At 66.7% G+C, this 21,438-nt stretch carries 19 protein-coding genes and 1 tRNA gene; 6 read left to right on the top strand and 14 right to left on the bottom strand.

The genetic code is table 11. The features are described from left to right. Positions 1–352: 352 nt before the first annotated feature. The 3 genes from ACQPXH_RS02005 to ACQPXH_RS01995 form a co-directional block, all read right to left on the bottom strand. Positions 353–440 (bottom strand) — tRNA-Ser (locus ACQPXH_RS02005). A 61-nt stretch (positions 441–501) separates the two neighbouring features. Then, entirely contained in the window at positions 502–936 is a 435-nt protein-coding gene (locus ACQPXH_RS02000) for a nucleoside deaminase (protein WP_433603699.1), read from the bottom strand. A 28-nt stretch (positions 937–964) separates the two neighbouring features. Continuing rightward, on the bottom strand, positions 965–1,504 hold the full coding sequence (locus ACQPXH_RS01995) for a tRNA adenosine deaminase-associated protein (protein ID WP_387295677.1): 540 nt from the start codon (positions 1,502–1,504) through the stop codon (positions 965–967). A gap of 57 nt (positions 1,505–1,561) precedes the next feature. Between ACQPXH_RS01995 and ACQPXH_RS01990 the strand changes: the two genes are divergently transcribed. Further along, complete coding sequence (locus tag ACQPXH_RS01990; RefSeq protein WP_433600645.1) at positions 1,562–2,512, top strand: prephenate dehydrogenase; 951 nt, start codon at positions 1,562–1,564, stop codon at positions 2,510–2,512. Between the two features lie 386 nt (positions 2,513–2,898). Here ACQPXH_RS01990 and ACQPXH_RS01985 read toward each other — a convergent pair whose 3' ends face one another. From ACQPXH_RS01985 to ACQPXH_RS01965, 5 genes are all read right to left on the bottom strand, one after another. Beyond that, complete coding sequence (locus tag ACQPXH_RS01985; protein WP_433600644.1) at positions 2,899–3,414, bottom strand: putative glycolipid-binding domain-containing protein; 516 nt, start codon at positions 3,412–3,414, stop codon at positions 2,899–2,901. A 126-nt stretch (positions 3,415–3,540) separates the two neighbouring features. After that, a complete protein-coding gene (locus ACQPXH_RS01980) occupies positions 3,541–5,706 on the bottom strand; it encodes an ABC transporter ATP-binding protein (protein ID WP_433600643.1) in 2,166 nt (721 codons plus the stop codon). Next, positions 5,703–7,520: an ABC transporter ATP-binding protein gene (locus ACQPXH_RS01975; RefSeq protein WP_433600642.1), complete on the bottom strand. Its 1,818-nt coding sequence runs from the start codon at positions 7,518–7,520 to the stop codon at positions 5,703–5,705. Before ACQPXH_RS01975 ends, ACQPXH_RS01980 begins: the two co-directional genes overlap by 4 nt. 262 nt (positions 7,521–7,782) lie before the next feature. After that, the gene (gene fadD32 / locus ACQPXH_RS01970) at positions 7,783–9,702 is read right to left on the bottom strand and encodes a long-chain-fatty-acid--AMP ligase FadD32 (RefSeq protein ID WP_433600641.1); all 1,920 of its coding nucleotides are present in this window, start codon (positions 9,700–9,702) and stop codon (positions 7,783–7,785) included. A gap of 107 nt (positions 9,703–9,809) precedes the next feature. Next, entirely contained in the window at positions 9,810–11,060 is a 1,251-nt protein-coding gene (locus ACQPXH_RS01965) for a KasA/KasB family beta-ketoacyl-ACP synthase (RefSeq protein WP_433600640.1), read from the bottom strand. 239 nt (positions 11,061–11,299) lie between these two features. On the opposite strand from ACQPXH_RS01965, the gene ACQPXH_RS01960 reads away from it, so the two are divergent. The 3 genes from ACQPXH_RS01960 (at position 11,300) to ACQPXH_RS01950 (ending at position 13,897) form a co-directional block, all read left to right on the top strand. Then, positions 11,300–12,454, top strand: coding sequence for a DNA cytosine methyltransferase (locus ACQPXH_RS01960; protein ID WP_433600639.1), 1,155 nt, complete (start codon positions 11,300–11,302; stop codon positions 12,452–12,454). 13 nt (positions 12,455–12,467) lie between these two features. After that, positions 12,468–12,890, top strand: a complete 423-nt coding sequence (locus ACQPXH_RS01955) for a very short patch repair endonuclease (protein WP_433600638.1) — start codon at positions 12,468–12,470, stop codon at positions 12,888–12,890. A gap of 296 nt (positions 12,891–13,186) precedes the next feature. Then, complete coding sequence (locus tag ACQPXH_RS01950; protein ID WP_433600637.1) at positions 13,187–13,897, top strand: DUF998 domain-containing protein; 711 nt, start codon at positions 13,187–13,189, stop codon at positions 13,895–13,897. Here the strand turns inward: ACQPXH_RS01950 and ACQPXH_RS01945 are convergent. Continuing rightward, positions 13,894–15,462, bottom strand: coding sequence for an esterase-like activity of phytase family protein (locus tag ACQPXH_RS01945; protein WP_433600636.1), 1,569 nt, complete (start codon positions 15,460–15,462; stop codon positions 13,894–13,896). The genes ACQPXH_RS01950 and ACQPXH_RS01945 overlap by 4 nt on opposite strands. An 83-nt stretch (positions 15,463–15,545) precedes the next feature. Between ACQPXH_RS01945 and ACQPXH_RS01940 the strand changes: the two genes are divergently transcribed. Further along, entirely contained in the window at positions 15,546–16,298 is a 753-nt protein-coding gene (locus ACQPXH_RS01940; RefSeq protein WP_433600635.1) for a maleylpyruvate isomerase family mycothiol-dependent enzyme, read from the top strand. A 21-nt stretch (positions 16,299–16,319) separates the two neighbouring features. On the opposite strand, the gene ACQPXH_RS01935 is transcribed toward ACQPXH_RS01940, so the two are convergent. From ACQPXH_RS01935 to ACQPXH_RS01915, 5 genes are read right to left on the bottom strand one after another with little or no spacing between them, the layout of a single operon-like run. Further along, a complete protein-coding gene (locus ACQPXH_RS01935; protein ID WP_433600634.1) occupies positions 16,320–16,787 on the bottom strand; it encodes a hypothetical protein in 468 nt (155 codons plus the stop codon). After that, a complete protein-coding gene (locus tag ACQPXH_RS01930) occupies positions 16,784–17,932 on the bottom strand; it encodes a molybdopterin-dependent oxidoreductase (RefSeq protein WP_433600633.1) in 1,149 nt (382 codons plus the stop codon). The genes ACQPXH_RS01935 and ACQPXH_RS01930 overlap by 4 nt, the downstream gene beginning before the upstream one ends. Positions 17,933–17,970: 38 nt before the next feature. Further along, the gene (locus tag ACQPXH_RS01925; protein ID WP_433600632.1) at positions 17,971–18,630 is read right to left on the bottom strand and encodes a methyltransferase domain-containing protein; all 660 of its coding nucleotides are present in this window, start codon (positions 18,628–18,630) and stop codon (positions 17,971–17,973) included. Continuing rightward, positions 18,627–19,322: a TIGR04282 family arsenosugar biosynthesis glycosyltransferase gene (locus ACQPXH_RS01920; RefSeq protein ID WP_433600631.1), complete on the bottom strand. Its 696-nt coding sequence runs from the start codon at positions 19,320–19,322 to the stop codon at positions 18,627–18,629. Before ACQPXH_RS01920 ends, ACQPXH_RS01925 begins: the two co-directional genes overlap by 4 nt. Next, positions 19,319–19,990: a glycosyltransferase family 2 protein gene (locus ACQPXH_RS01915; protein ID WP_433600630.1), complete on the bottom strand. Its 672-nt coding sequence runs from the start codon at positions 19,988–19,990 to the stop codon at positions 19,319–19,321. The genes ACQPXH_RS01920 and ACQPXH_RS01915 overlap by 4 nt, the downstream gene beginning before the upstream one ends. Positions 19,991–20,114: 124 nt before the next feature. Here ACQPXH_RS01915 and ACQPXH_RS01910 point away from each other — a divergent pair, with 124 nt between their 5' ends. Next, the gene (locus ACQPXH_RS01910) at positions 20,115–21,437 is read left to right on the top strand and encodes a hypothetical protein (RefSeq protein ID WP_433600629.1); all 1,323 of its coding nucleotides are present in this window, start codon (positions 20,115–20,117) and stop codon (positions 21,435–21,437) included. The last annotated feature ends 1 nt before the right edge of the window (position 21,438 follow it).

The raw sequence follows: 21,438 nt of genomic DNA, 5'->3' as shown, positions 1-21,438 counted from the left end.
CGGGCAGCGGTAGTAGCGGTTACAGCCACCACGGCGGTGGTGTCGCTCGAAAGAGGCTCGGCGAGTTTCGATCCCGAATTTCTCATATCAGAGTGGGCAATCGGGTGCGTCACGGAATCGGCATGCGCCCGATCGGTGTCGGCGACCGCTTGCCGACGAGCCTCCGATGACCTGCAAGTCCGGGATGGCAACTCCGGATCCAGGCTGACCCGGTTGTCCGAATGGGCGACGAATATTGCCGTCATCACGCCGGGCGAGCAGCTGCGCGAGGATCGTCCGGATGGCAGCCGCCGCTGAACGGGAGTCGGCAAGAAAAGGCCCCTCACCCGGCATTTCAGGTGAGGGGCGTAAGCGGTGGCGGAGGGATTTGAACCCTCGGAGGGGGGTTACCCCTCACACGCTTTCGAGGCGTGCTCCTTAGGCCGCTCGGACACGCCACCGCCGACAACCATACCGGACGGGGGGCGGATCGCTAAATCGGCCGTAGCGGGGGTGGGAGGGTCAGCGTTGGGCGTGGAAGAAGGCATCGAGTAGGGCTGCGCATTCGGCTTCGAGGATGCCGCCGCGGACTTGCGGGCGGTGATTGAGACGGCGGTCACGGACTACGTCCCAAAGGGAGCCGACGGCACCAGTTTTCGGTTCCCAGGCACCGAAGACCAGGCGACCGACGCGGGCGAGCACCAGCGCGCCCGCGCACATGGTGCACGGTTCCAGGGTTACCGCGAGTGTGCACCCCTCCAGACGCCAACCGTCGCCGACGACGGCCGCGGCGCGGCGCAGGGCGAGGATTTCGGCGTGCGCGGTCGGGTCGCCGAGGGCCTCCCTGGCGTTGGCCGCGCGCGCGAGTTCACGGCCGTCGGCATCGAAGACGACGGCACCGACCGGTACGTCGCGATCACCCGCATCGGCTGCGGCGGCGATCGCCGCGCGGACCATGTCGGTGTCGTCGGTGAGCAGGCTCACGTCAACGCGGCAGCTTGTCCAGCACGGCCGTGAGTTCGTTGGCGAAGCCGAGGCGCTGGGCGATCATGCCGAGCTGCTCGTCCGGATAGAGATCGGTCTCGGCGAGAATCACGCTGAGCACGGGTTCGGGCAGGCCGAGGTCGGCGAGGACGCCGAGGTCGCCCTCCTCCCACGGCTCGATATCGTCGAGTTCGTCGGGATCGATGTCCGGAATTTCGATATTGAGGGCCTCGAGGACATCGGCGGCGATGTCGTAGTCGATCGCGGCCGTCGCATCCGAGACCAGCATCCGGGTACCGCTCGGCGCGGGCCGGAGCACGATGAAGAACTCGTCATCGATATCCAGCAATCCGAACACCGCACCGGAACTGCGCAATGCCTTGAGTTCTGTTTCCGCCGCGGACAAATCGGTGAGCGCGGCCTGACTCAGCGGACTACACCGCCATTGTCCTTCTTCGCGGACAACCGCCACTGCGAACCCTTCCACGTCGTCGTAATCATCCGACGCAGCCTTGTTCGTGCCCGAGCGCTGTGCTGCCATGCCGCAACGGTAGTCGGCTCGAGCCGAAATGTTGAAGTCGTATGCGAATCTGTTCCGATGACTCCTGACCAGAAAGCACCGGTGTGTGTCCTCGGGACAGGCTTGATCGGCGGTTCGCTGCTGCGCGCCGCGGTCGGCGCGGGCTATGACGCATGGGGTTACAACAGGTCAGAGGCGGGTGCGCAGGCCGCGCGGGCGGACGGATTCGATGTCACCGGGGATCTACTCGGGGTGCTTACCCGGGCTGCGGATACCGATGCGCTGATCGTCGTCTCGGTGCCGATGCCCGCGGTGGACCATATCCTCGCCGAGGTGGCGACCTTCGCGCCGCGCTGCTCGCTCACCGATGTGGTGAGCGTCAAGGCGCCGGTGGCCGAGGCGGTGCGTCGGCACGGGCTCGCGGCTCGTTATGTGGGCGGGCACCCGATGACCGGCACCTCCGAATCCGGTTGGGCGGCTACCGATCCCGGCCTGTTCCGGGCTGCGGTGTGGGCGGTCGGCGTGGACGCGGGCACCCATCCGGAACCGTGGCTTCGGGTGGTGCGCCTGGCACTCGCGTGCGGTGCAGTGGTCACCCCGGTGGTCGCGGACGAGCACGACCGGGCGGTGGCCCGGATCTCCCATCTGCCGCATGTCCTGGCCGAGGCGCTTGCGGTGGCCGGTGCCGCGGGCGGCGAGCTGGCGCTCGGGCTGGCCGCGGGTTCGTTCCGCGACGGCACCCGAGTCGCCGCCACCGCCCCCGACCTGGTCCGCGCCATCTGCGAACCGAACGCCACCGCCCTGCTCGACGTGCTGGAGGAGACGCTCACCGTGCTCGGCGCGGCGCGCGACAGCCTCCGCGACGAAGGCACCCTGGTCGACCTCGTCGAAGCCGGGCACGACGGCCGCGAACGCTATGCGACGGCCCAGCGCTGGGAGATCACCGACATCCGCCCCGGCGACCACAACTGGCTCGAAGCGCTGCGCGCGGCGGGCCAGCGCGGCGGGGTGATCACCAAACTGGACTGATCGCAACGGGCGGGCTGAATACCGAGGAGACAGCCTCATCGAGTCGCTCGCGACCACTGCGCGGGGAATCATCGTCCGCCTCGGACTACGAGTGTTTGCGGCAAGCAGTCCGACGCGGCCGGGTGCTCACGAAGCGACCCGCACGCACCACGATGCGTGCCACGCATTCGCTCGGCATCCGTGCGCGGCGCGAAATATGCGCGGCACCGCAACAGCAATTCCCGCGTGAAGAGTGCGAGGCAGCGGATCGAATACGCGACACGGCAGGGCGCTCACGAAACTGGGAGCGACCCACGCACCAGGCTGCGCGCCACGCATTCGCCCGGCAGATCCCCTGCGCGGCACCGCAACAGCAATCCCCGTGTGAAGAAGTGCGAGGCAGCGGGTCAAATGCGCTCGGCGAGACCCGGGTAGTCGAGGAGGAAGCCGTCGGCGTCGACGGTGACGGTGGCGCTGGAGACGGGAGAAAGCACGCTGATGCCGGTGGCGCCGCTGCTGTAGGTGAGGCTGGCTTCTTGGACCAGGAGGTCGGGGAGCCGGACGTAGACGACCGGGACCTGGATGTTGTCGACGCCGTTCTGCAGGCCGAAGCGGCGGATGGGGAGGGTGTTGAAGAACGGGCTGAGTACGACATCGACGTCGAGGGCGCCCGCGAAGGTGGAGCGGACGTGGCCGCCGCCTGCGTCGACGAGCCAGTAGTCCTCCTCGTCCCTGGCGATCGAGGCCTGGCGTTCCCCGGCAGCGGTGGTGCTGCGCAGGGACAGCCGCTTCGTGACACCGTTCTCATCGGTGACCAGGTCATACGACGCACTGAACGCGGGATGGTCGGCGCATTCGCCGCCGATCATGCGACCGGCGGCGCGGATGCGGTTGCCATTGAGCGTCACGCGGACGGACTCCATCCGTGACGCGTTGTGCGCGCGCCACGTGAGAATCGCCGGCCACCGCGATGTCGCCGGTTGGCTGTCGGGGCCGAGGTCTGGGTTCGTCACGTATCTACCGTAAGGGACGCACGTGCCTTGCCCGCATCACACCAGCGACTCTCGCCATGCCGCGTGCAGGCTGGCGAACCGGCCGGTGCCCCCGACGAGCTCGCTCGGCGTGCCGTCCTCGACGATCCGACCCGATTCCAGCACCAGCACGCGGTCGGCGATGGCGACCGTGGAGAGTCGGTGCGCGATGATCACGGCGGTGCGATCGCGCAGCACCGTCTCCAGCGCGCGCTGGATCTGCCGCTCGCTCGGAATGTCCAGACTCGAGGTCGCCTCGTCCAGCACGATCACCGCCGGATCCGCGAGGAAGACTCTGGCGAACGCGACCAACTGCCGTTGCCCCGCCGACAATCGCCCACCGCGTTTGCGCACATCGGTGTCGAAGCCGTCGGGCAACGCGGTGACGAACTCGTACAACCCGACCGCGCGCGCCGCCGCGAACACCTCCGCATCACTGGCCTCCGGCCGGCCGAGCCGAATATTGTCGGCCACCGATCCGGAGAACAGATACGACTCCTGCGTGACCATCACGACATTGCGCCTCAGATCCGCATCGGACAACCGCCGCAGGTCGATACCGTCCAAGGTCACCGTGCCGCCCGACGGGTCATAGAACCGCGTCAACAACTTGGCCAATGTGGACTTGCCCGCACCGGTCGCACCGACCAGCGCGATCACCTGCCCGGCCGGAATCTCCAGCGAGAACTCGGGCAGCACCGGACGCGCTCGTCCGAGCTCCTCGGATTGCGGCACAGCACCTTCGAGACTCGCCGCCGCGGCGTCGCCCCGCGGCGGTCCGGTCACGCTCGCTCGCACCGCACCCGAAGCATCCGAGACTACGTGCGCCACAGTGCGTCCGGCGGAATCCGAATCGGCCGGCGCATGCTTCGGAGTCACCCCGCCCACGCTCGACGTCACCACATCGGGGCTGTCCGATACACCCGCAACAGTTCCTCGAGCCGCATCCGACGGCCCGAGCACGGCATCGGCATCGGCATCGGCAGATTCCGGCGCCGCGGTCCGCGCGGCAGCAGCTCCGTAGCCGAACCACACTCGGTCCATCCGCACGGCACCGATCGCCTTCGCCAATGTGGTCGGCTGCTCCGGTTCCCGAACCGAGGGTTCCTCCTCGAGCACACCGGAGATTTTCTCCAGCGCGGCCGCCGCGGACTGGTAGGCATTGAATACCTGGGCGAGCTCGTCGAGGGGGCCGTAGAACTCGTTGAGGTACAACAGGTATGCCGCGAGGACGCCGACGGCGAGGTTGCCCTCGATCACCTGCCAGGCGCCGACCACGATGACGATCACCGTGGTCAGATTGCCGAGCAGGCGGGTGAGACCGGCATAGTCGCCCATGCCACGCATCGCCGCGGTGGTGGCCTGGAAGTATTCGGCGTCCTCGGTTGCCAGCACCGATTCGTTGCGGGTCTCGCGACGGAAGGCCTGTACCGCGCGCATGCCGCCCATCGACTCCACGAACTGCACGACCACTTTCGCGATGGCGCCGCGGGTGCGCCGGTAACCCGCCCGCTGCCTGCGCTGCGCCCAGCGGGTGACCAGCGCCAAGGGCACGAACCCGAGCAGCACGATCGCGGCGAGCGTCTGATCGAGGTAGATCAACAGCACCGCGATGGTCAGCACCGAAAGGATCGCGCTCAGCGCCTGATTCAGCGCGCTCTCCAGCAGCTGCTGCAGAGTTTCGATGTCACCGGTCAGTCGTGCGACGACCTTGCCGGAGGTGTACTGCTCGTGGAAGGCCACGCTGAGCCGCTGCATATGGGCGAACAGCCGGACCCGCAGATCGAAAAGCACACTCTGGCTGAGCCTTCCGGAGATTCGCAGGAAGACGAAGGTGGTAAAGACACCGACGCCGACCGCGCAGAGGTAACCCGCGACGGTGCGCGCCAAGGGCGCCCAGTTCCCTGCGGCCCCCTCGGCAATGCCGACGTCGAGCCCGTGCGCGACGAACAGCGGCGCCGACACCATCGAGGCATTGTCGAGCACGATCAGCAGCAGGGCGAAGACCGCGAGTTTGCGGTACGGCCGGACCAGGCTCAGCAGCAGACGCCGAGATCGACCGGCCAGCACCAGATTTCCGGTCTCGGTGACCGTCTTGTCCTCGTTGGCGATGCCGCGCCAGTCGGCGACCTCGTCGCGATCGGCCGAATCGTCGGCGGGGACGGTGGTTTCGGTGGTGGTCATGATTCACCTCCCATCAGCTCGCGGTAGCGACTGCTGGTTTTGAGTAGTTGATCGTGAGCGCCTTCGGCGGCGATCCGGCCGTCGGCGAGCAGCGCCACTCGGTCGGCCAGTGCCGCGGTCGAAGGTCGGTGCGCCACAAGCAGTGTGGTGGCACCGGCCAGTACTGTGCGCAGCCGTTCCTGGACGCGCTCCTCGGTCTCCACATCGAGTGCGGACAGCGGGTCGTCGAGCACCATGATCCGAGTCCGCTCCCCCGCGCTTGCTCGCGCGAGCACCGCGCGGGCCAGAGCCAGACGCTGGCGCTGACCGCCGGACAGGCTCAGCCCCTGCTCACCGATTCGGGTATCCAGTCCCCACGGCAGGTCGTTCACGAAATCGGTGGCCTGGGCGACATCCAGCGCGCGCCGCACATCGTCGTCGGTGGCGTCCGGATCGCCGAGCGCTACGTTCTCCCGCACACTCGCCGAGAACAGCACCGGCTCCTCGAATGCCACCGAGACCAGCGAACGCAGATCGGAGACCCGCATGGACGCGATATCGATGCCGTCGATGGTGATGGCGCCGTCGGTCACGTCGTAGAGCCGCGGAATCAGGTTGAGTAGCGCGGTCTTGCCGCTACCGGTCGCGCCGACCAGCGCCACCGTCTCACCCGGGCGCACCTTCAGCGATATGTCATGCAGCACTTCACCTTTCGTGTCCGGAAAGGCGAAACGCACACGATGCATCGTCAGTTCGCCGACGATCCGCTCCGGCAGTGCCACCGGATCCGCGGGATCGGTGATTTCGACGGGGGTGTCGATGATCTCCCAGAACCGGTCCGCCGCCGTGCGCGCATCGTTCCACTCGGCGAGCAGGAAGCCGGTCCAGATGATCGGCCACTGCAGGAAGGTCGCCAGCGTGATGCTCGCGACCAGGGTGCCGAGCGTCATCATCTGGTGTGCGACGGCGTAACCGCCGTAGCCGAGCGCGAAGGCGATGGCCAGTTGCGGTAGGCACACCATCGCCGACCAGAGCGTGGCATCCAGCCGCACCTTGAGCAGTTCGGTCTGCTGCAGTTTCCGTGACTGCGCGGTGAACCGGCCGCCGAAGAACGCACCGCGACCGAATGCCTTCAGCACACGGATGCCCTGTGCAGACTCCTCGGCGGTGGTGGCCAGGTCACCGGCCTGATCCTGCGAGCGCCGCGACGCCACACCGTAGCGCCGCTCGAACCGCAGGCAGGCGTAGGACAGCGGGATCGCGAGGACCGCGAAGGTCAGCCCGATCTGCCAGCTCAGCGCGAACAGCACCACCAGACCGATCGGAATCACGATGCAGTGGATGATCAGGAATGGCCCCGCGAATGCGACGAACCGCTTCATGGTGCCCATATCGTCGACCGCGCGGGAGAGCAGCTGGCCGGACTCCCAGGCATCGTGGCGTCCGATCGAGAGCGTCTGCAGTTTGCGGAAGATCTTGGCGCGCATATCGATCTCGAACTGGGCCGCGGGCTTCGCGATCAGCCACCGCCGACCCCATACGCCGCACGCCTCCAGCAGACCGAGCGACAGCACGAGCAGCACCGGAAACACGACGCCGCCGAAATCGCGCCGCTGGATCGGGCCGTCGATAATCCGCGCGATGACCAGCGGAATCATGATCGCCGTCAGGGTGGCGAGCACCGCGAGCGTGGTGGCCCCGAGCAGCGTGAACCGATGCGGCCGCAGATACGGCCAGAACCGGCGAAGCGATTGCAGGCGGCCCGGCGCGGCGGCGGGCCGCTCCGGTCTGTCGACCTCCGTGTCGGCCAACGGCGTATCGAGCGTGACGGACAAAGCTCCCCCTCGTGATCGTCTTGGATTGGCTGTGTCGCGAACGGATCCCTGGTGATGTTCGCATCGGGGTCCGACATTTCAGCGTGGCATCAGTCCCGAGATAGGCCAACCGATTTTCCGCCACGTCCACAGCCAACAACCTCGAGTAACCTCGAGGTCAAGAACCCCCCAACACCCCCGAACGCACCGCACACGACATCGGCGCCGGTATGCCCGGGCGCCGATGGCCGCTACTTCGATTCTACCGTCGTACAACCCGAGATCAGACGGTCACATCCGCCGAATCAACCGGCGCGTCCGGGAAGTCCTGCTGCTGATGGCCGCCGCGCAATGTGCCCTCCAAATACGCGGTGCGGCAGGCACGCCGGGCGATCTTGCCGCTGGACGTGCGCGGAATCGAGCCCGCCGGAACCAGCAGCAGATCGCGCACCGTGACGCCGTGGCGCTGTGCGATCGCACCGCGCACGACATCGGCGATCGGCTGCGGATCCAGCTTCGCCGCACCGGTACCGCGCTCGGCCACGATCACCAACTGTTCCGAGGTGTTATCGGCATCGAAGGCGAGGCCGGAATGGCTGCCCTGTTCGAATACCGATGCGGGCAATTGATTCGCGGGCACCGAGAATGCCGCGACGAATCCGGGCCGCAGTGCGGCGTCGGATTCCTGCGCCGAGAATTCCAGATCCTGCGGGTAGTGGTTACGACCGTCGACGATCACCAGATCCTTCACCCGCCCGGTGATATACAGCTCGCCGTCCAGGTAGGCACCCAAGTCGCCGGTGCGCATCCACTTCGCGTCCGGATCGGTGCCCTGTGCGTGGCTGCCCTCCGATAGTCGCTGCGCCAAGATGTTGTGGAAGATCGCGGCGGTTTCATCCGGCCGACCCCAGTACCCGATGCCCATATTGTCGCCGTGCAGCCAGATTTCGCCGACTTCGCCGTTACCGCGCTCGATGCCGGTTTCCGGATCGACGATCACCGCCCACTGCGATAGCGCCACATAACCGCAGGACACCTGTGCGATCGAATTCTCCGTGCCCTTCGGCACTTCCACCATCCGCCCGGCGTTGAGCTCATTGCGATCGACGTAGACGACGTTCGCCTCGTCGGTGGCTCTGGTCGCCGAAACGAACAGCGTTGCCTCCGCCATGCCGTAGCAGGGCTTCAGCGCGGTCTTCGACAGACCGTACGGCGCGAATGCCTCGTTGAATTTCTGCATCGACGACACCGAAACCGGCTCGCTGCCGTTGATCAGCCCGATCACATTCGAAAGATCCAGTTCCTCATCGGCTTTCGGCCTACCGCGGGCCGCCGCATGTTCGTATGCGAAATTCGGTGCGGCCGCGAAAGTTCCGGCGCCGTCGGAGGCGGCGGCCAGTTCCTTGATCCAGCGATACGGCCGCCGCACGAAAGCGCTCGGCGACATGATCGTGATGAATCCGCCGCCGATGGTCGGCAGGATAACCGAAAGCAGACCCATATCGTGGAACAGGGGTAGCCAGGTGACGCCACGCGAATTCTCTTGTACCCCAATGGCATCGATCATTTGCAGCAAGTTGGTGCCGACCCCGCGGTGGGTGATCTCGACACCGGCCGGGCTCCTCGTGGAGCCGGAGGTGTACTGCAGATAGGCGACGCTGTCTGTATTTATTTCCGGTCGCACCCAGGTCGACCCGACGCTGTCCGGAATCGCGTTCACCGCGATAATCCGCGGACGCTGGGCCGCTGGGAGGTACCGGAAAAAGTTCCGAACACCCGCGGCGGCCGAACCGACGGTCAGAATCGCCGATGGCTTGCAGTCGTCGAGCACCGCGTGCAGGCGATCGGTGTGGCCCTGCTCATCCGGATCGAACAGCGGCACCGCGATATTGCCCGCGTAAACCGCCGCGAAGATCGAGACGACGTAGTCCAACCCCTGCGGGGCCAGCACCGCCACCCGATCACCCTGCCGAGTCACCTGCTGCAGCCTGGCCGCGACCGCACGCAGCCGCACGCCGAATTGATGCCAGGTCAATTCGATGTACTCGCCGTCGCGCTCGCGCGAGTAGTCGATGTAGCGGTAGGCGAGCTCGTCGCCGTTCTCCGCGCTGTGCTTGTCGACGAAGTCGATCAGGGTCTTGTCGCCACGGATTTTGATATTGCCCTGATCGTCCAAATAGTCGTCGAAGGTCTCGTCGATCATCGCCTTATCCTTTTGCCAACGCAGGCACTCGGGCCGTGCGATTACACCGAACACAGGTCGATAACGAAGTGTCGGGAAGGCTAGCAGGTATGCCTTCTCGATTCGGCTCAGTACCGCCCGAAAGCGATCGCGACGTTGTGCCCGCCGAAACCGAACGAGTTGTTCACGGCGTAGTCGATTCGTCCGGGTCGGGCCTCGCCCTTGACCACATCGAGCTCGATTTCCGGATCCTGGTTATCCAGATTCAGCGTCGGCGGAACGATGCCGTCGCGCACCGAGAGCACCGTCAGCACCGATTCCAAGGCGCCGACCGCACCGATCGAATGGCCAAGTGCGGATTTCGGCGCGTACACCGAAACATGGTCGCCCACGGCGGCATTGATGGCCTGCGCCTCGGCGGTATCGCCGATCGGGGTCGCGGTCGCGTGCGCATTGACATGGCCGACATCGCGTTTGCTGATTCCGGCCTTCTGCATGGCCCTGGTCATCGCCCGCGCGGCGCCCTTGCCCTCGACATCCGGTGCGACCAAATGGAAGGCGTCGGAAGTGATCCCGGCGCCCATCAGACGCGCGTGAATGGTCGCACCGCGCGCCTTGGCGTGCTCCTCGGTTTCGATGATCATCATCGCGCCCGCTTCACCGAAGACGAATCCGTCGCGATCTTTGTCGAACGGTCGCGAGGCGGCCCTCGGATCCGCGTTGCGGGTGCTCATGGCGCGCATCATGGTGAATGCCGCGATCGGCACGGCCTGGATGGAACCCTCGACCCCGCCGGTGACCACCATGTCGGCATCGCCCATCACGATCATCTGCCAGGCATTGGCGATCGCCTCCGAGCCCGACGAGCAGGCCGAGACCGGTGTCACCACACCCGCTTTCGCACCGAGCTCCAGGCCGACGCAGGCGGCCGAGCCGTTGGGCATGATGCGCTGCACGGTCAGCGGCGACACCTTCCGATAGCCGCCGTTCTGTAGCCGGTCGCGCGCGGCCGTGATGAATTCGCCGCCGCCGAGGCCGGTACCGATAGCGACGCCGAGGCGGTTCTTGTCCACCTCCGGACTGCCCGCATTGCGCCAGACCTCACGGGCCAGCACCACGGCCATCTGCTCCACATACGACAGGTGCCGTGACTCCTGCCTGGTGAGGCAATCCACAGGCTTGACCTTCAGATGTCCGCCGATGCGCACGGGTAGCTCGAACTGCTCGATAAAGCTGTCCTCGAGGACATCGATGCCACTCTCGCCGTTGAGCAGGCCCTTCCAGGTGGAGTCGATATCACCGGCAATCGAAGTGGTCGCCGCCAGACTGGTCACGACAACGTTGGGATAGTTTCCGTTCTTGGTGGACGGAATCTGCATTTCGCTCACTTTCCTGGCGTCACTCTTGGGATAAACCGGGAACTGCGCGTGGAAGGTCATCGAACGACCGAGCAAACCGTGATTCGACCGTGAGCCTTGCTCGGGGCATCCGGTCGGATCGAGTGCTCGACACATTACCGTGGCGGTCGCTGGTCGTCGCATTCGATGCTCGAGTAACCTGCTGAGCGGATACGCAGCGCTGGTGGTTCCGAGCGATCCGCGAGCAACCGCGAGAAGGGATGACTGTGACGGGCGGGCGGATGGTCGGGCTGTTCGCCGGTATCGGCGGGCTGGAGCTCGGCCTCGGGCGCCACGGCTGGCACACGGAACTGCTGTGCGAGATCGATCCCGGTGCGCGGGCGGTGCTGGCCGCGCGCTTTCCTGGGATTCCGTTGCAGGGGGACATCACTCGGCTGCGGGCCCTGCCCGCCGGGACCGAGCTGGTCGCCGCCGGATTTCCGTGCCAGGACCTGTCGCAGGCCGGACGCACCGCGGGCATCACGGGTACGCGCTCGGGTCTGGTGGACGAGGTGTTCCGGCTGGTGCGCCGTCAGCGTGGACCGCGCTGGCTGTTGATCGAGAATGTGCCGTTCATGCTGCAGCTGGGTCGTGGGGCCGCCATGCGGCACATCACGAGCGCGCTGGAAGAGCTCGGCTACACCTGGGCATACCGGTTGGTGGACGCGCGCGCGTTCGGGCTGCCACAGCGCCGTCAGCGGGTGTTGATGCTGGCCTCGCGCACCGAGGATCCGCGTCGGGTGCTGTTCGGTGACGATGCCGGACCGCTCGATCTCGGTGACCCGGAACAGGATCCGTGCGGCTTCTACTGGACCGAGGGTGTGCGCGGGCTCGGCTGGGCGGTGAATGCGATCCCGACGCTCAAAGGCGGTTCGGCACTGGGGATCGCGAGTCCGCCCGCGGTGCGGTTGCCGTCGGGCGAGCTCGTCACGCCGGGCGTCGTCGATGGTGAGCGGCTGCAGGGCTTCGATGCCGACTGGACCGAACCGGCGACTACGGTGCCCGGAATTCGGCACGGACACCGATGGAAGCTGATCGGGAATGCGGTGAGCGTGCGGATGGCGTCCTGGGTCGGCGCGCGGCTGGCCGAGCCACTCGACCCGATTCCCGGCGATGAGCCGTTGCCGCCGGGGCGGCCGTGGCCGGTCGCCGCGTGGGGTCGCGCGGGTAACGCCTATCGGGTGCCGCTTTCGACGTGGCCGGTGCACGAGCCGTACGAAGATCTGCAGCATTTCCTCACCGATTCACGACTACTCTCGGCGCGTGCCACCGCCGGTTTCCTGCGGCGCACCGGAATGGGCAATCTACGGTTCCCGCCCGGATTTCTGGCCGATGTGGAAAGTCATCTCGATCGGATGGGCGGCTGGGCGGCATGAGGTTCGGTACGTCGTGAACCCGGCTCGCCATCCGCTCACCGACGCCGCGACCAGTGCGCGGATGGCCCGTCAGCGGCGGACCGGAACCCGGCCCGAACTCGCGCTGCGCCGGGAATTGCATCGGCGCGGACTGCGCTATTTCGTCGATCGGGCGCCGTTGCGCGGGCAGCGACGGCGGGCGGATCTGGTTTTTCCCCGGCTGCGCGTCGCGGTGTATGTGGACGGATGTTTCTGGCATCGGTGCCCGCAGCACGCGACCGATCCGAAGAACAACGCGCAGTGGTGGGCGGACAAATTGAGCGGAAATGTGGCCCGTGACCGGGCCACCGATGCGGCGCTGGCGGCCGAGGGATGGCTGGTGATCCGGGTCTGGGAACACGAGGACGCCATTGTGGCGGCCGACCGGATCCAGACCGTATTGGCCGCGAGACGCTAGCTGAATCTGTGGAGCCTGCAAGCAGTCACCAGCGGCGTTCACGCACCCGGACCAGCGAGCGCGGCGCGTGCGCGGCCAGGTAGCCCGACACCGCCATTACCGTCAGCACCAGCGTTCCGGCGATGGCCGTTGTGATTCCGATCATGGGGACCTCCTCAGTTCTACCGACCATCGCCGACGGACCTGACAGATCCCTGTGTTCGAGTTGGTAATGAGGTGTGTGGAAGACCGGACGGTGCGGACACACGCACCTACTGTTGATCACCGGACCAACGAGGAGGCGGAGAATGGGTCCAGTGACTGATAGCCGGAGCCTCGCCGAACGACACGTCCGGGTGGCCTGCGGGCTCATCGCGGCCGCGATCGCGATCGCCGGACTCAGCTATTCGTCGTGGTTGCTCGAGTTCGTGCTGAAGATCGATGTCGATCCGGTCGACTCGTTCCTCAGCGAACTCGATGCCGTCGGCAAACCGCATCGCGAGTTGTTCGCGACCGCCGACAAGATCGTCGGCGCATTGCTGATGCCCGCCGCGATCGCCGGGCTGCTGTTGTTTCCGCGCCGCAGATTCACCACTATCGGCTGGGTCGCGCTGTTCTGCTTCGGCGCCGCGACCATCGGCGACGTGCTGCTCCCGCTGCGCGATTGCACCCCGCAGGACAACGCCGAATGCGGCGGCGGCGGCAGCGAGCTGTTCCCGCAATTGCATCAGCCGCACGCGCTGACCAGCACCATCGCGGTCACCACCATCGCTATCGCTACCTTCGCGTTCAGCGTGGCCGCTTTCCGATATCACCGCTGGCGGATCCTGCGCGAGGCCGGCGTGGTGGTGCTGGTGATCGGGTCGGCGGCGACCGTGTGGATGTTGGTCGCCGACAACCTGACCGGCAATTACGCGCTCGGTATCGCCCAGCGGATCCAGGTCGGATCGATGTCGCTGTGGCTGATCATATTGGCGGCCGCGGTGATTCTGGAAGGCCGCGAGTGGGTCGAGAGCGATTCGAGCTAGTCGACCTTGATCTCGACCGTGTGGGTGTCGAGTTTCGCGGGCAGTTCGGTGGTGTCCACCTCGAGGATTTCGCCGGTGTCCTGCAGGCCGTTGGGCAGTGTCTTGGGCTTCAGGCCGAAGGGCGGCTGGTCACCCTTGCTGGCGGCAAGGCCGAAATCGCTGTCGTTGGCGATGTAGAGGGTCTTACCGCCGTCGAGCGTGGCGACGCCCTCGATCTTGTCGTGACCGAAGAACTTGCCGTCGGGGTTCAGGCTCGTGACAAGGGCGACGAAATCCAGGTTCGCGGTCTTCGCGGCGGGGGTGACGCCCACTTTCTTCAGCGCCGCGGTCGCGTCGGCGGTCGAGACGGCGCCGACCAGGGTTTCCAGCGGCTTGCCCTCGATCTGGAGTCCGCCGCGTTCCGGATCGTATTGTGCGCCTGGAACCTTCGAGTCCGGACCGACGTCGGTGGCACCGGAGATATCGATGGTCCACAGCTTCTTATCGGCCTTCGGGGGCAGGTTGCCGTCGCGTTCGTCGACCAGGAAAGTGGTGGCGCTCAGCGCGGTGATCTCGGAGTCGGCGACCTTGGTGGTCTTCGGATCCTGTAGCGGGAGGACGAATTCCTTGACCGCCTTGGTTTTCAGGTCGACGGTGACGATGCGGGTCATCGGCACGTCTTTGGCCGAACCGCCGAGGCCGGGGGTATTCAGGCCGCTCTGCACGACGCCGACGAGGGTGCCGCCGTCCGGGGTGATGGTCAGGCCCTCCATGCCCTGGTTCGGGGTGCGCAGCGAAAGTTCCTTGGGCAGACCGGATCCCGGGCCGAATCGCTCCAGTTCGCCGCCCTTGGCGTCGAAATGCACCAGGAACGGGCCGTATTCGTCGGAGACCCAGAAGGTGCCGTCCGGCAACGCGACCAGGCCCTCCGGGTCGAGGCCATGGTCGGTGGGCGGCAGAACGTTTCCGGCGAGGTCCTTGATGGTTTCGCCGGTGCTCGCGGCGATGTCGACCTGACCGTTGAACGGGGTGCCGTCGGCGGTGCGCAGATCGATCGTGGATTGCAGGACCGCGCGATTGCCGACCAGCTTGAATCGACCGATCTTCGGCACGAAACCCGGTGTCGGGGTGAGCTTCTCGTTCTTTCCGGGACCGTCCACATTGGGGCCGCGATCGGTGAGTCCGTAGAACTCGCCCGCTGCGCCGGGCACCGGGGTCCATGCCGAGCCGTAACCGCTGGCCTGCACGGTGGTGCCGCCGAATTCGCCGAGCGGCGCAATGTCGGTGGTGTACAGGCGAACCGCGTCGGTGGTGGTGACCTTCAGCTCGTCGGTGCCGGTGTAGCCCGGCTTCGGCTGGTAGACCAGTGCGCCGTCGAGGCGGCGGGTCAGCGTGCCGTGTTCCGGATCGGCGATCGTCACGGCGGCGGTGCCACCGGTGGCGGCCAGCAGGTCGTCCAGGGAGATCACCAGCGTCTGGTCCTTGGCCACGGTGAAGTCGGCCTTGGTATCCGAGGACGAGCAGCCTGCGGCCAGCACGCCCACACAGAGGACGGCGACCGCGGTGATACGAGGGTGCGCTTTCATCGTGTCTGCCTATCGCAGAGAGCCGACAAAAGCCCTACGTCCGAATGACCAGTTGGTGTCATGCTGTCGCCATGGGTGATCGGATGAATATCGCTAAGGTCGGTTCGGTGACCAACGACGCGCCGGAGACCACCGTTCCGCTCGAAACCGTCGCCGCGGCGACGAACCGTCTGCTCGACACCATCCGCGGACTCGACGACGACGTGACCGTGCCCTCGCTGCTGCCCGGGTGGACGCGGGGACATCTGCTCGCGCACCTCGCACGCAATGCCGACAGCCTGGTCAATCTGCTGCTCTGGGCGCGGACCGGGATCGAAACACCGCAGTACGCCAGCATGTTCATTCGGGACGCCGATATCGAGGCGGGTGCGCCGCGGCCACTCGCCGAGCAGCTGGCCGATAACGAAACGGCGGCGAATCGCTGGCTGGCGCTTGCGCAGTCCGCTCCCGAGGAGGCCTGGACGGCAACCGTTCGGACCAGGCAGGGGCGGCCGATTCCGGCGACCGAGGTCATTTGGATGCGGCTGCAAGAGGTGGAGATCCATCATGTCGACTTGGCGGCCGGATACCAACCTGGTGACTGGCCGGCGGATTTCGTCACTCGGCTGCTTCCGCGGGCCACTGCCGATTTGACCAGGGGGATTGCCGCTGGGGCTGATCCTTCAGTTGCGTTCGAGGTGCGGAGCACTGACACGGACTTCACCGCGACCGTTGGGAGTGGTTCTCCTGACCACACCGTCCGCGGGCCCGCTTCCGCCTTGCTCGCGTGGCTGCTCGGTCGTTCCGACGGTGCCGAGCTCACTGGTGCGTTGCCGACGCTTCCCTCGTGGAAATAGCGGCGCGACGAGAGCACCTCGCTACGGCGGCCGAGTTTCGTCTGTCACGGCGACCGGAGGCCCGATATCCCGTTGTGTGCGCGGGGCCCGGCGGGACCGGCCGGCCACAGCGTGAGCGAGGAAAACCAGCGACCACACGAGGATCAACGCCACTGCCAGTCCGACGGGGTAGTCGCGGTCCAGGATGGTGGGATTGCTCGGCATGCCCTCGCCACGGTCGAGGACCGGGAGGGCGATCAGTACCAGCGCGACCGAGCAGATGGCGCCGCAGGCAGTGACGGCCCACCAGGTGCGCGGCAGCAGGTGGCGAGCGGTGAGTCCGACCGCGGCGCAGATCGGGGCGAAGACCGCATCGTGCAAGAGGATTCCGCCCGCGAACCAGATCGCGACCGAGTCGAGATCTGTCGGGGGTAGGTCGAACAACGCGCTGATGCCGTACCAGCCGAGCCAACCGCCGACGAGGAGCAGCAGTATGCGGGCCGCGATCATGGCAGCACCTCGATTTCGGACAGCCATTTCGTTTGCAGGACGCCGGGTCGGTTGGGTGCGATGAGACGGCATGGGTAGCCGTGGTCCAGATCGAGGGTTTCGCCGTTGATGGTCAGGGCGACCAGCGTGCAGTCGTCGACCGCATGACGTTGCGGCAGAATCGAACTCCCGTAGATGCCGGTTTGCTCCAGCGAGCGGAAGCGGATATCGCCACCGGAATAGTCGCCGACCGCCGCCAGCAGATCCAGCAGGCGCACCCCGGACCAGTCGGCGCCCGCGCTCCAGCCTTCGACGCAGGCAATCGACAAGCCGGCCCGAGTCTGCGGCAGGGAAAGCAGTTCGTCCCTGGTGAATTGGCGCTGCCGATCGCCGACGGTGACCGTCAACCGGTACTCGGGATCACGGGCCCGGTCACCAACCCCGGCTGCCGCGGCCGATCGGTTGACCGGAACGCCCTGTGGCCCGTGCCCACTGCGCGGCGCGAGCACCGCAGCCCAGCGCAGGAACGGAATCGTCTGCCCGGCAACGGCCAACCCCGCTGCGACGACAGCGACACCGGCACCTGTCAGCACCGCACGTCGCGAGAGGTGCGGCCGCGTGCCGGCGGCGGCAGGCGGCTCGGTCGGGGATTCGACCAGCCGATGTTGCAGCGCGTCCCGGATGACGGGAAGTTTGACGGCCAAATGCACGGCCAGTGCGCCGACGGCGACGTAGGCCATGGCGTAGTGCGCGGTAGGGAAGAAGAACTTCCACGGGTAGTACTGGGCGATGTTGAGAAGCCCGGTCGACAGCTGGAAGATCGTCGCGCCGACCAGGATCGCGATGGAGCCGCGTTCGAGGATTCGCAAAGCCGAACCGATGATCGGACGGTGGAACAGTCTGGGGTACACCGCCCAGAGCTTCACCAGCAGCAGTGGGATCGCGGCGACACCCGAGATCACATGCGCGCCCTGGGTTACCCGATACAGCCAGACCGGATGCGCGGGCCACCAGAACCAGCTCGGTGGATGCTGAATCCAGTGGCTGAGCAAACCGGTGCCGAAGCACAGCAATATCGCACTGCCCAGCGCGATCCCCACACGACTCGCGACCGCTGGTCCGCGTGCGGTTGTCACCCGTGGGCGCGCGGTAGCCAGGAAATTCATCCGAAATCGCGCTGGCGATTCCATCCAGCTGCCGCGCTTCATGACAACGCCCACCGACTACTCGAAGTGGGCCCGCCCGATCGCAACCAGGCGATATGCCGACCGGACACCTCCATCGCCGTCACCATGCGGAACCCGGCCGCCGCGGCCAGCTCTTCCGCGCGATCGATCCCCACCCGCGCCCACGGAAACCATTCCCCCACTCGGTCTCTCGTCTCCAGCCGAATCGGATTCGACACCACACCGGCACCGGGACGGGCGAATTCGACCACCGCGATGCCATTGCGAGCCAGGAGTTCACCCGCGCGGGTCAGTAAGCGGGCCGGATCGCCACCGATCCCGATATTGCCGTCCGCCAGGATCGCATAGGACCAACGGCCGGCGCCGGGCAGCGGTCCGAACAGGTCGCGCCGCAATGCGGGCGCTCCACGAAATCTGGTGGTGGCCACGGCCATCGGCGAGATGTCGACGCCCAACGCGATGACTCCGCGCTGCAGCAGTGCCGTGACCAGCCGTCCCGGACCGCATCCCAGATCGAGCGTCGGTCCATCGCAACAGCAGGTCAGCGCGGCATCGGCCGAACGGTCGGCGGCGTCGAAGCCCAGCCAACGCCGGGTGCGCAGAGGATGGCGTCGTCCGTCGGTATCGCGCACCCAGCAGTCCTCCCCCGCCAGCGCGAGATCGAAGATATCGCTCATCGGGGTGTCAGCAGGGTGTGGTGCAGCTGGTGGATCAAGCGCGCGAACCGCCCATCGGATTCGCGCGCCACCTGGAGTGCGTCGGCGAAGGTATCGACATCGTTGTAGCGCGGCAACGAGCGCACACGAAGACCACAGCGCCGCATGGCCTCCCGGGTGAGCTCGCCGGTTTGATCGGTCGACATCGGAACGTCGACGAGTGTGCGCGCCGCCTGGGGTGTCGGCAGCCCGAGTGCCCACCAGCCGCCGTCGTCGGCGAGACCGAGCAGTGCGTCGCCGCGCAATACCAGCTCGCGGGCGGCCCAACTCAGCACCTCCGGGCCGATCTGCGGCGTGTCCATGCCGATCTGCAAAACCGGCAGCCCGTATCGCGCGGCATCGGCGTGCGCGTTGGCCAGGCGTTCGCCGAAAGACGCACCACGCTGCGGGATGACCTCGAAATCAGTCAGCGCCCTTGCCACCTCATCCGCACACTCCGCGTCCGCGAGCTCTCCGGTGAACGCGACGACATGGTGCGCGACCGGACTCCGCGACATCGACGCCAAGGTATCCAGCAGCGAGGCCGCAGCTACTCGAGCCGCATCAGGGGGCGAAAGCGGAGGTGTCAGACGTGTTTTGGCCAGACCGGCAATCGGGGCCTTGGCCAGCACGAGCAGTGTCGCGGCCACGGGCGACGGGCGAGAGTAATTCATCGCAGCACCGCCAGGAAGTCGCGAGTGGCGCGCGCGGTGCCGAGCCACGACCCGGATACCTTCGAAACTCCACCCGCCCGTGGCCGATACGCGATATCGCGCTCCACCACACGCCACCCCGCCCCTGCGGCGCCGATCAGCAGTTGCAGCGGATAGCCGGAGCGGGTGTGCAGCGGTCCGAGGGAGAGCAAAGCGGCCCGGCGGGCCACCCGCATGGCACCGATATCGTGCACGGGTAGCCCGTATCGGCGACGCAAGCGCCCGGCGATGACTCGATTGCCGAGCCGCGCATGCCACGGCCACACACCGCGGTGCACCGGCTTACGCCGTCCGACCGCCAAATCGGCACCCGCACGCACCAGTTCGACCAGCGGCGGCAACTCCCTCGGATCCATCGAGCCGTCGCCGTCGAGGACGGCGACCAAATCCGTTCTGGCCGAGGCGATGCCGGCTTGCACGGCAGCCCCGTACCCGGGGCTCGCCTCGGATACGACAGCGGCACCGCAGCGGCGGGCCACCTCGGCCGTCGCATCGGTCGAGCCATTGTCCACGACCAGCGCATGGAACCCGGCCGGAATGGCCGCGAGCACACCTGGCAACGCCTCAGCTTCGTCTCGGCACGGGATGACGACGGTCACGCCGCCCGGGTTGTGGAGGGTCTCGGTCACCTACTCGACGCTAGGCCAGCCCGGCCGAATCAAGGCCGCAAAAGTGGTGACGAAACAGTGACGTCCACATTCAGAACCGCTCGAGCATCGGTTTTCCAGGCGCTGCGGCCCTATGGTGAGGTTCGTGCATGACGTGACGGAGGCCGCGACACGGCCACGCGGCCGGATAGGTGGCGAGTATCTGGGAGCCGGCATCGCCGCCGCACTCACCCTGGCAGCATTCCTGATTCCGCGAATTGCCAGCGAACACTGGCGGAGCAAGCTCTACGCGGGCTCGGCCCCCATCTTCGGCAACTGGTTGCCGCATGTCGGCTGGGGTTCGGTACCGGCCATCGCGATCGCGATACTGGTCATCGGTTTCGGTTCCGCGATGGCCGAGTCGCTGCCCTGGCGACGGCTGCTCGCGGTGTCTTGGCTGACCGCTCTGGCCTGGGCCTTCGCCCTGGCCATGATCGACGGCTGGCAGCGCGGATTCACCGGACGACTCGCCGACGGCCACGAATATCTGTACGAGGTCCCCGGCGTCCGCGATATCCCCGCCATGCTGCGCGGATTCTCCGGCCGCATCCTGGATTTCCAACCAGACTCCTGGACGACCCACGTCTCCGGGCATCCGCCCGGCGCCCTGCTGTTCTTCGTCCTGCTCGATCGCATCGGCCTGCGCGGCAGCGGTTGGGCGGGACTGGCGTGTGTGCTGATCGGGTCGAGTGCGATCGTCGCGGTCGCGGTCATGCTGCGCACGCTCGGTGCCGAGGATCGAGCCCGAAAGGCATTGCCGTTCTTGACGATAGCGCCCGCCGCGATTTGGATCGCGGTTTCGGCGGACGCCATGTTCGCGGGTGTCACGGCATGGGCGGTGGCGCTGCTGGCGATCGGGATCCGGCGGCCGTGGGTCGCGGTCGCTTCCGGTGTGCTCTTCGGGGTCGGCATCTACCTGAGCTACGGCCTCGTGATCATGGCGCTACCCGCGGTCGCGGTCCTGGTCGCGAGCCGAACCGTCCGGCCGCTGTTACCCGCTGTATTCGGCGCGCTGATCGTGGTGGCTGCCTTCACGCTGTCCGGTTTCTGGTGGCTGGATGGCTACCACCTGGTGGTCGAGCGGTACTACCAGGGCATCGCCTCCGAGCGTCCGTACGCGTACTGGGTCTGGGCGAATCTCGCAGCCACCAGCTGCGCGGTCGGCCTGGCCAGCGCCGCCGGTCTACCACGCGCGCTGCGCGGACCATACGATGCGACCGCGCTGTTGGTAGCGGCCGGATTGTGCGCGATATCGGTGGCAGACCTCAGTGGCCTGAGCAAGGCGGAGACCGAGCGCATCTGGCTGCCGTTCGACGTCTGGCTGCTCGCCGCGACCGCGTTTCTGCCGCGGTCCACCGCCCGAGTCTGGCTATTTCTGCAAGCACTCGGCACGCTCGTACTCGCCCATACGATCCTGACGAATTGGTAAT

Origin of the sequence: Nocardia sp. CA-135953 (assembly GCF_050955735.1) — a bacterium.
In the GTDB taxonomy this organism is placed as follows: Bacteria; Actinomycetota; Actinomycetes; order Mycobacteriales; family Mycobacteriaceae; genus Nocardia.
Note: the sequence above shows the minus strand (reverse complement) of the source record. Positions and strands in the feature narration are given on the sequence as shown.

What these genes read in the sequence shown, in the direction of transcription:
- ACQPXH_RS02000 (WP_433603699.1), bottom strand. Translation starts at nt 936, where the DNA reads ATGGTCCGCGCGGCGATCGCCGCCGCAGCCGATGCGGGTGATCGCGAC.
- ACQPXH_RS01995 (WP_387295677.1), bottom strand. Translation starts at nt 1,504, where the DNA reads ATGGCAGCACAGCGCTCGGGCACGAACAAGGCTGCGTCGGATGATTAC.
- ACQPXH_RS01990 (WP_433600645.1), top strand. Translation starts at nt 1,562, where the DNA reads ATGACTCCTGACCAGAAAGCACCGGTGTGTGTCCTCGGGACAGGCTTG.
- ACQPXH_RS01985 (WP_433600644.1), bottom strand. Translation starts at nt 3,414, where the DNA reads ATGGAGTCCGTCCGCGTGACGCTCAATGGCAACCGCATCCGCGCCGCC.
- ACQPXH_RS01980 (WP_433600643.1), bottom strand. Translation starts at nt 5,706, where the DNA reads ATGACCACCACCGAAACCACCGTCCCCGCCGACGATTCGGCCGATCGC.
- fadD32 (WP_433600641.1), bottom strand. Translation starts at nt 9,702, where the DNA reads ATGATCGACGAGACCTTCGACGACTATTTGGACGATCAGGGCAATATC.
- ACQPXH_RS01965 (WP_433600640.1), bottom strand. Translation starts at nt 11,060, where the DNA reads ATGCAGATTCCGTCCACCAAGAACGGAAACTATCCCAACGTTGTCGTG.
- ACQPXH_RS01960 (WP_433600639.1), top strand. Translation starts at nt 11,300, where the DNA reads ATGACTGTGACGGGCGGGCGGATGGTCGGGCTGTTCGCCGGTATCGGC.
- ACQPXH_RS01945 (WP_433600636.1), bottom strand. Translation starts at nt 15,462, where the DNA reads ATGAAAGCGCACCCTCGTATCACCGCGGTCGCCGTCCTCTGTGTGGGC.
- ACQPXH_RS01940 (WP_433600635.1), top strand. Translation starts at nt 15,546, where the DNA reads ATGAATATCGCTAAGGTCGGTTCGGTGACCAACGACGCGCCGGAGACC.
- ACQPXH_RS01935 (WP_433600634.1), bottom strand. Translation starts at nt 16,787, where the DNA reads ATGATCGCGGCCCGCATACTGCTGCTCCTCGTCGGCGGTTGGCTCGGC.
- ACQPXH_RS01930 (WP_433600633.1), bottom strand. Translation starts at nt 17,932, where the DNA reads ATGAATTTCCTGGCTACCGCGCGCCCACGGGTGACAACCGCACGCGGA.
- ACQPXH_RS01925 (WP_433600632.1), bottom strand. Translation starts at nt 18,630, where the DNA reads ATGAGCGATATCTTCGATCTCGCGCTGGCGGGGGAGGACTGCTGGGTG.
- ACQPXH_RS01920 (WP_433600631.1), bottom strand. Translation starts at nt 19,322, where the DNA reads ATGAATTACTCTCGCCCGTCGCCCGTGGCCGCGACACTGCTCGTGCTG.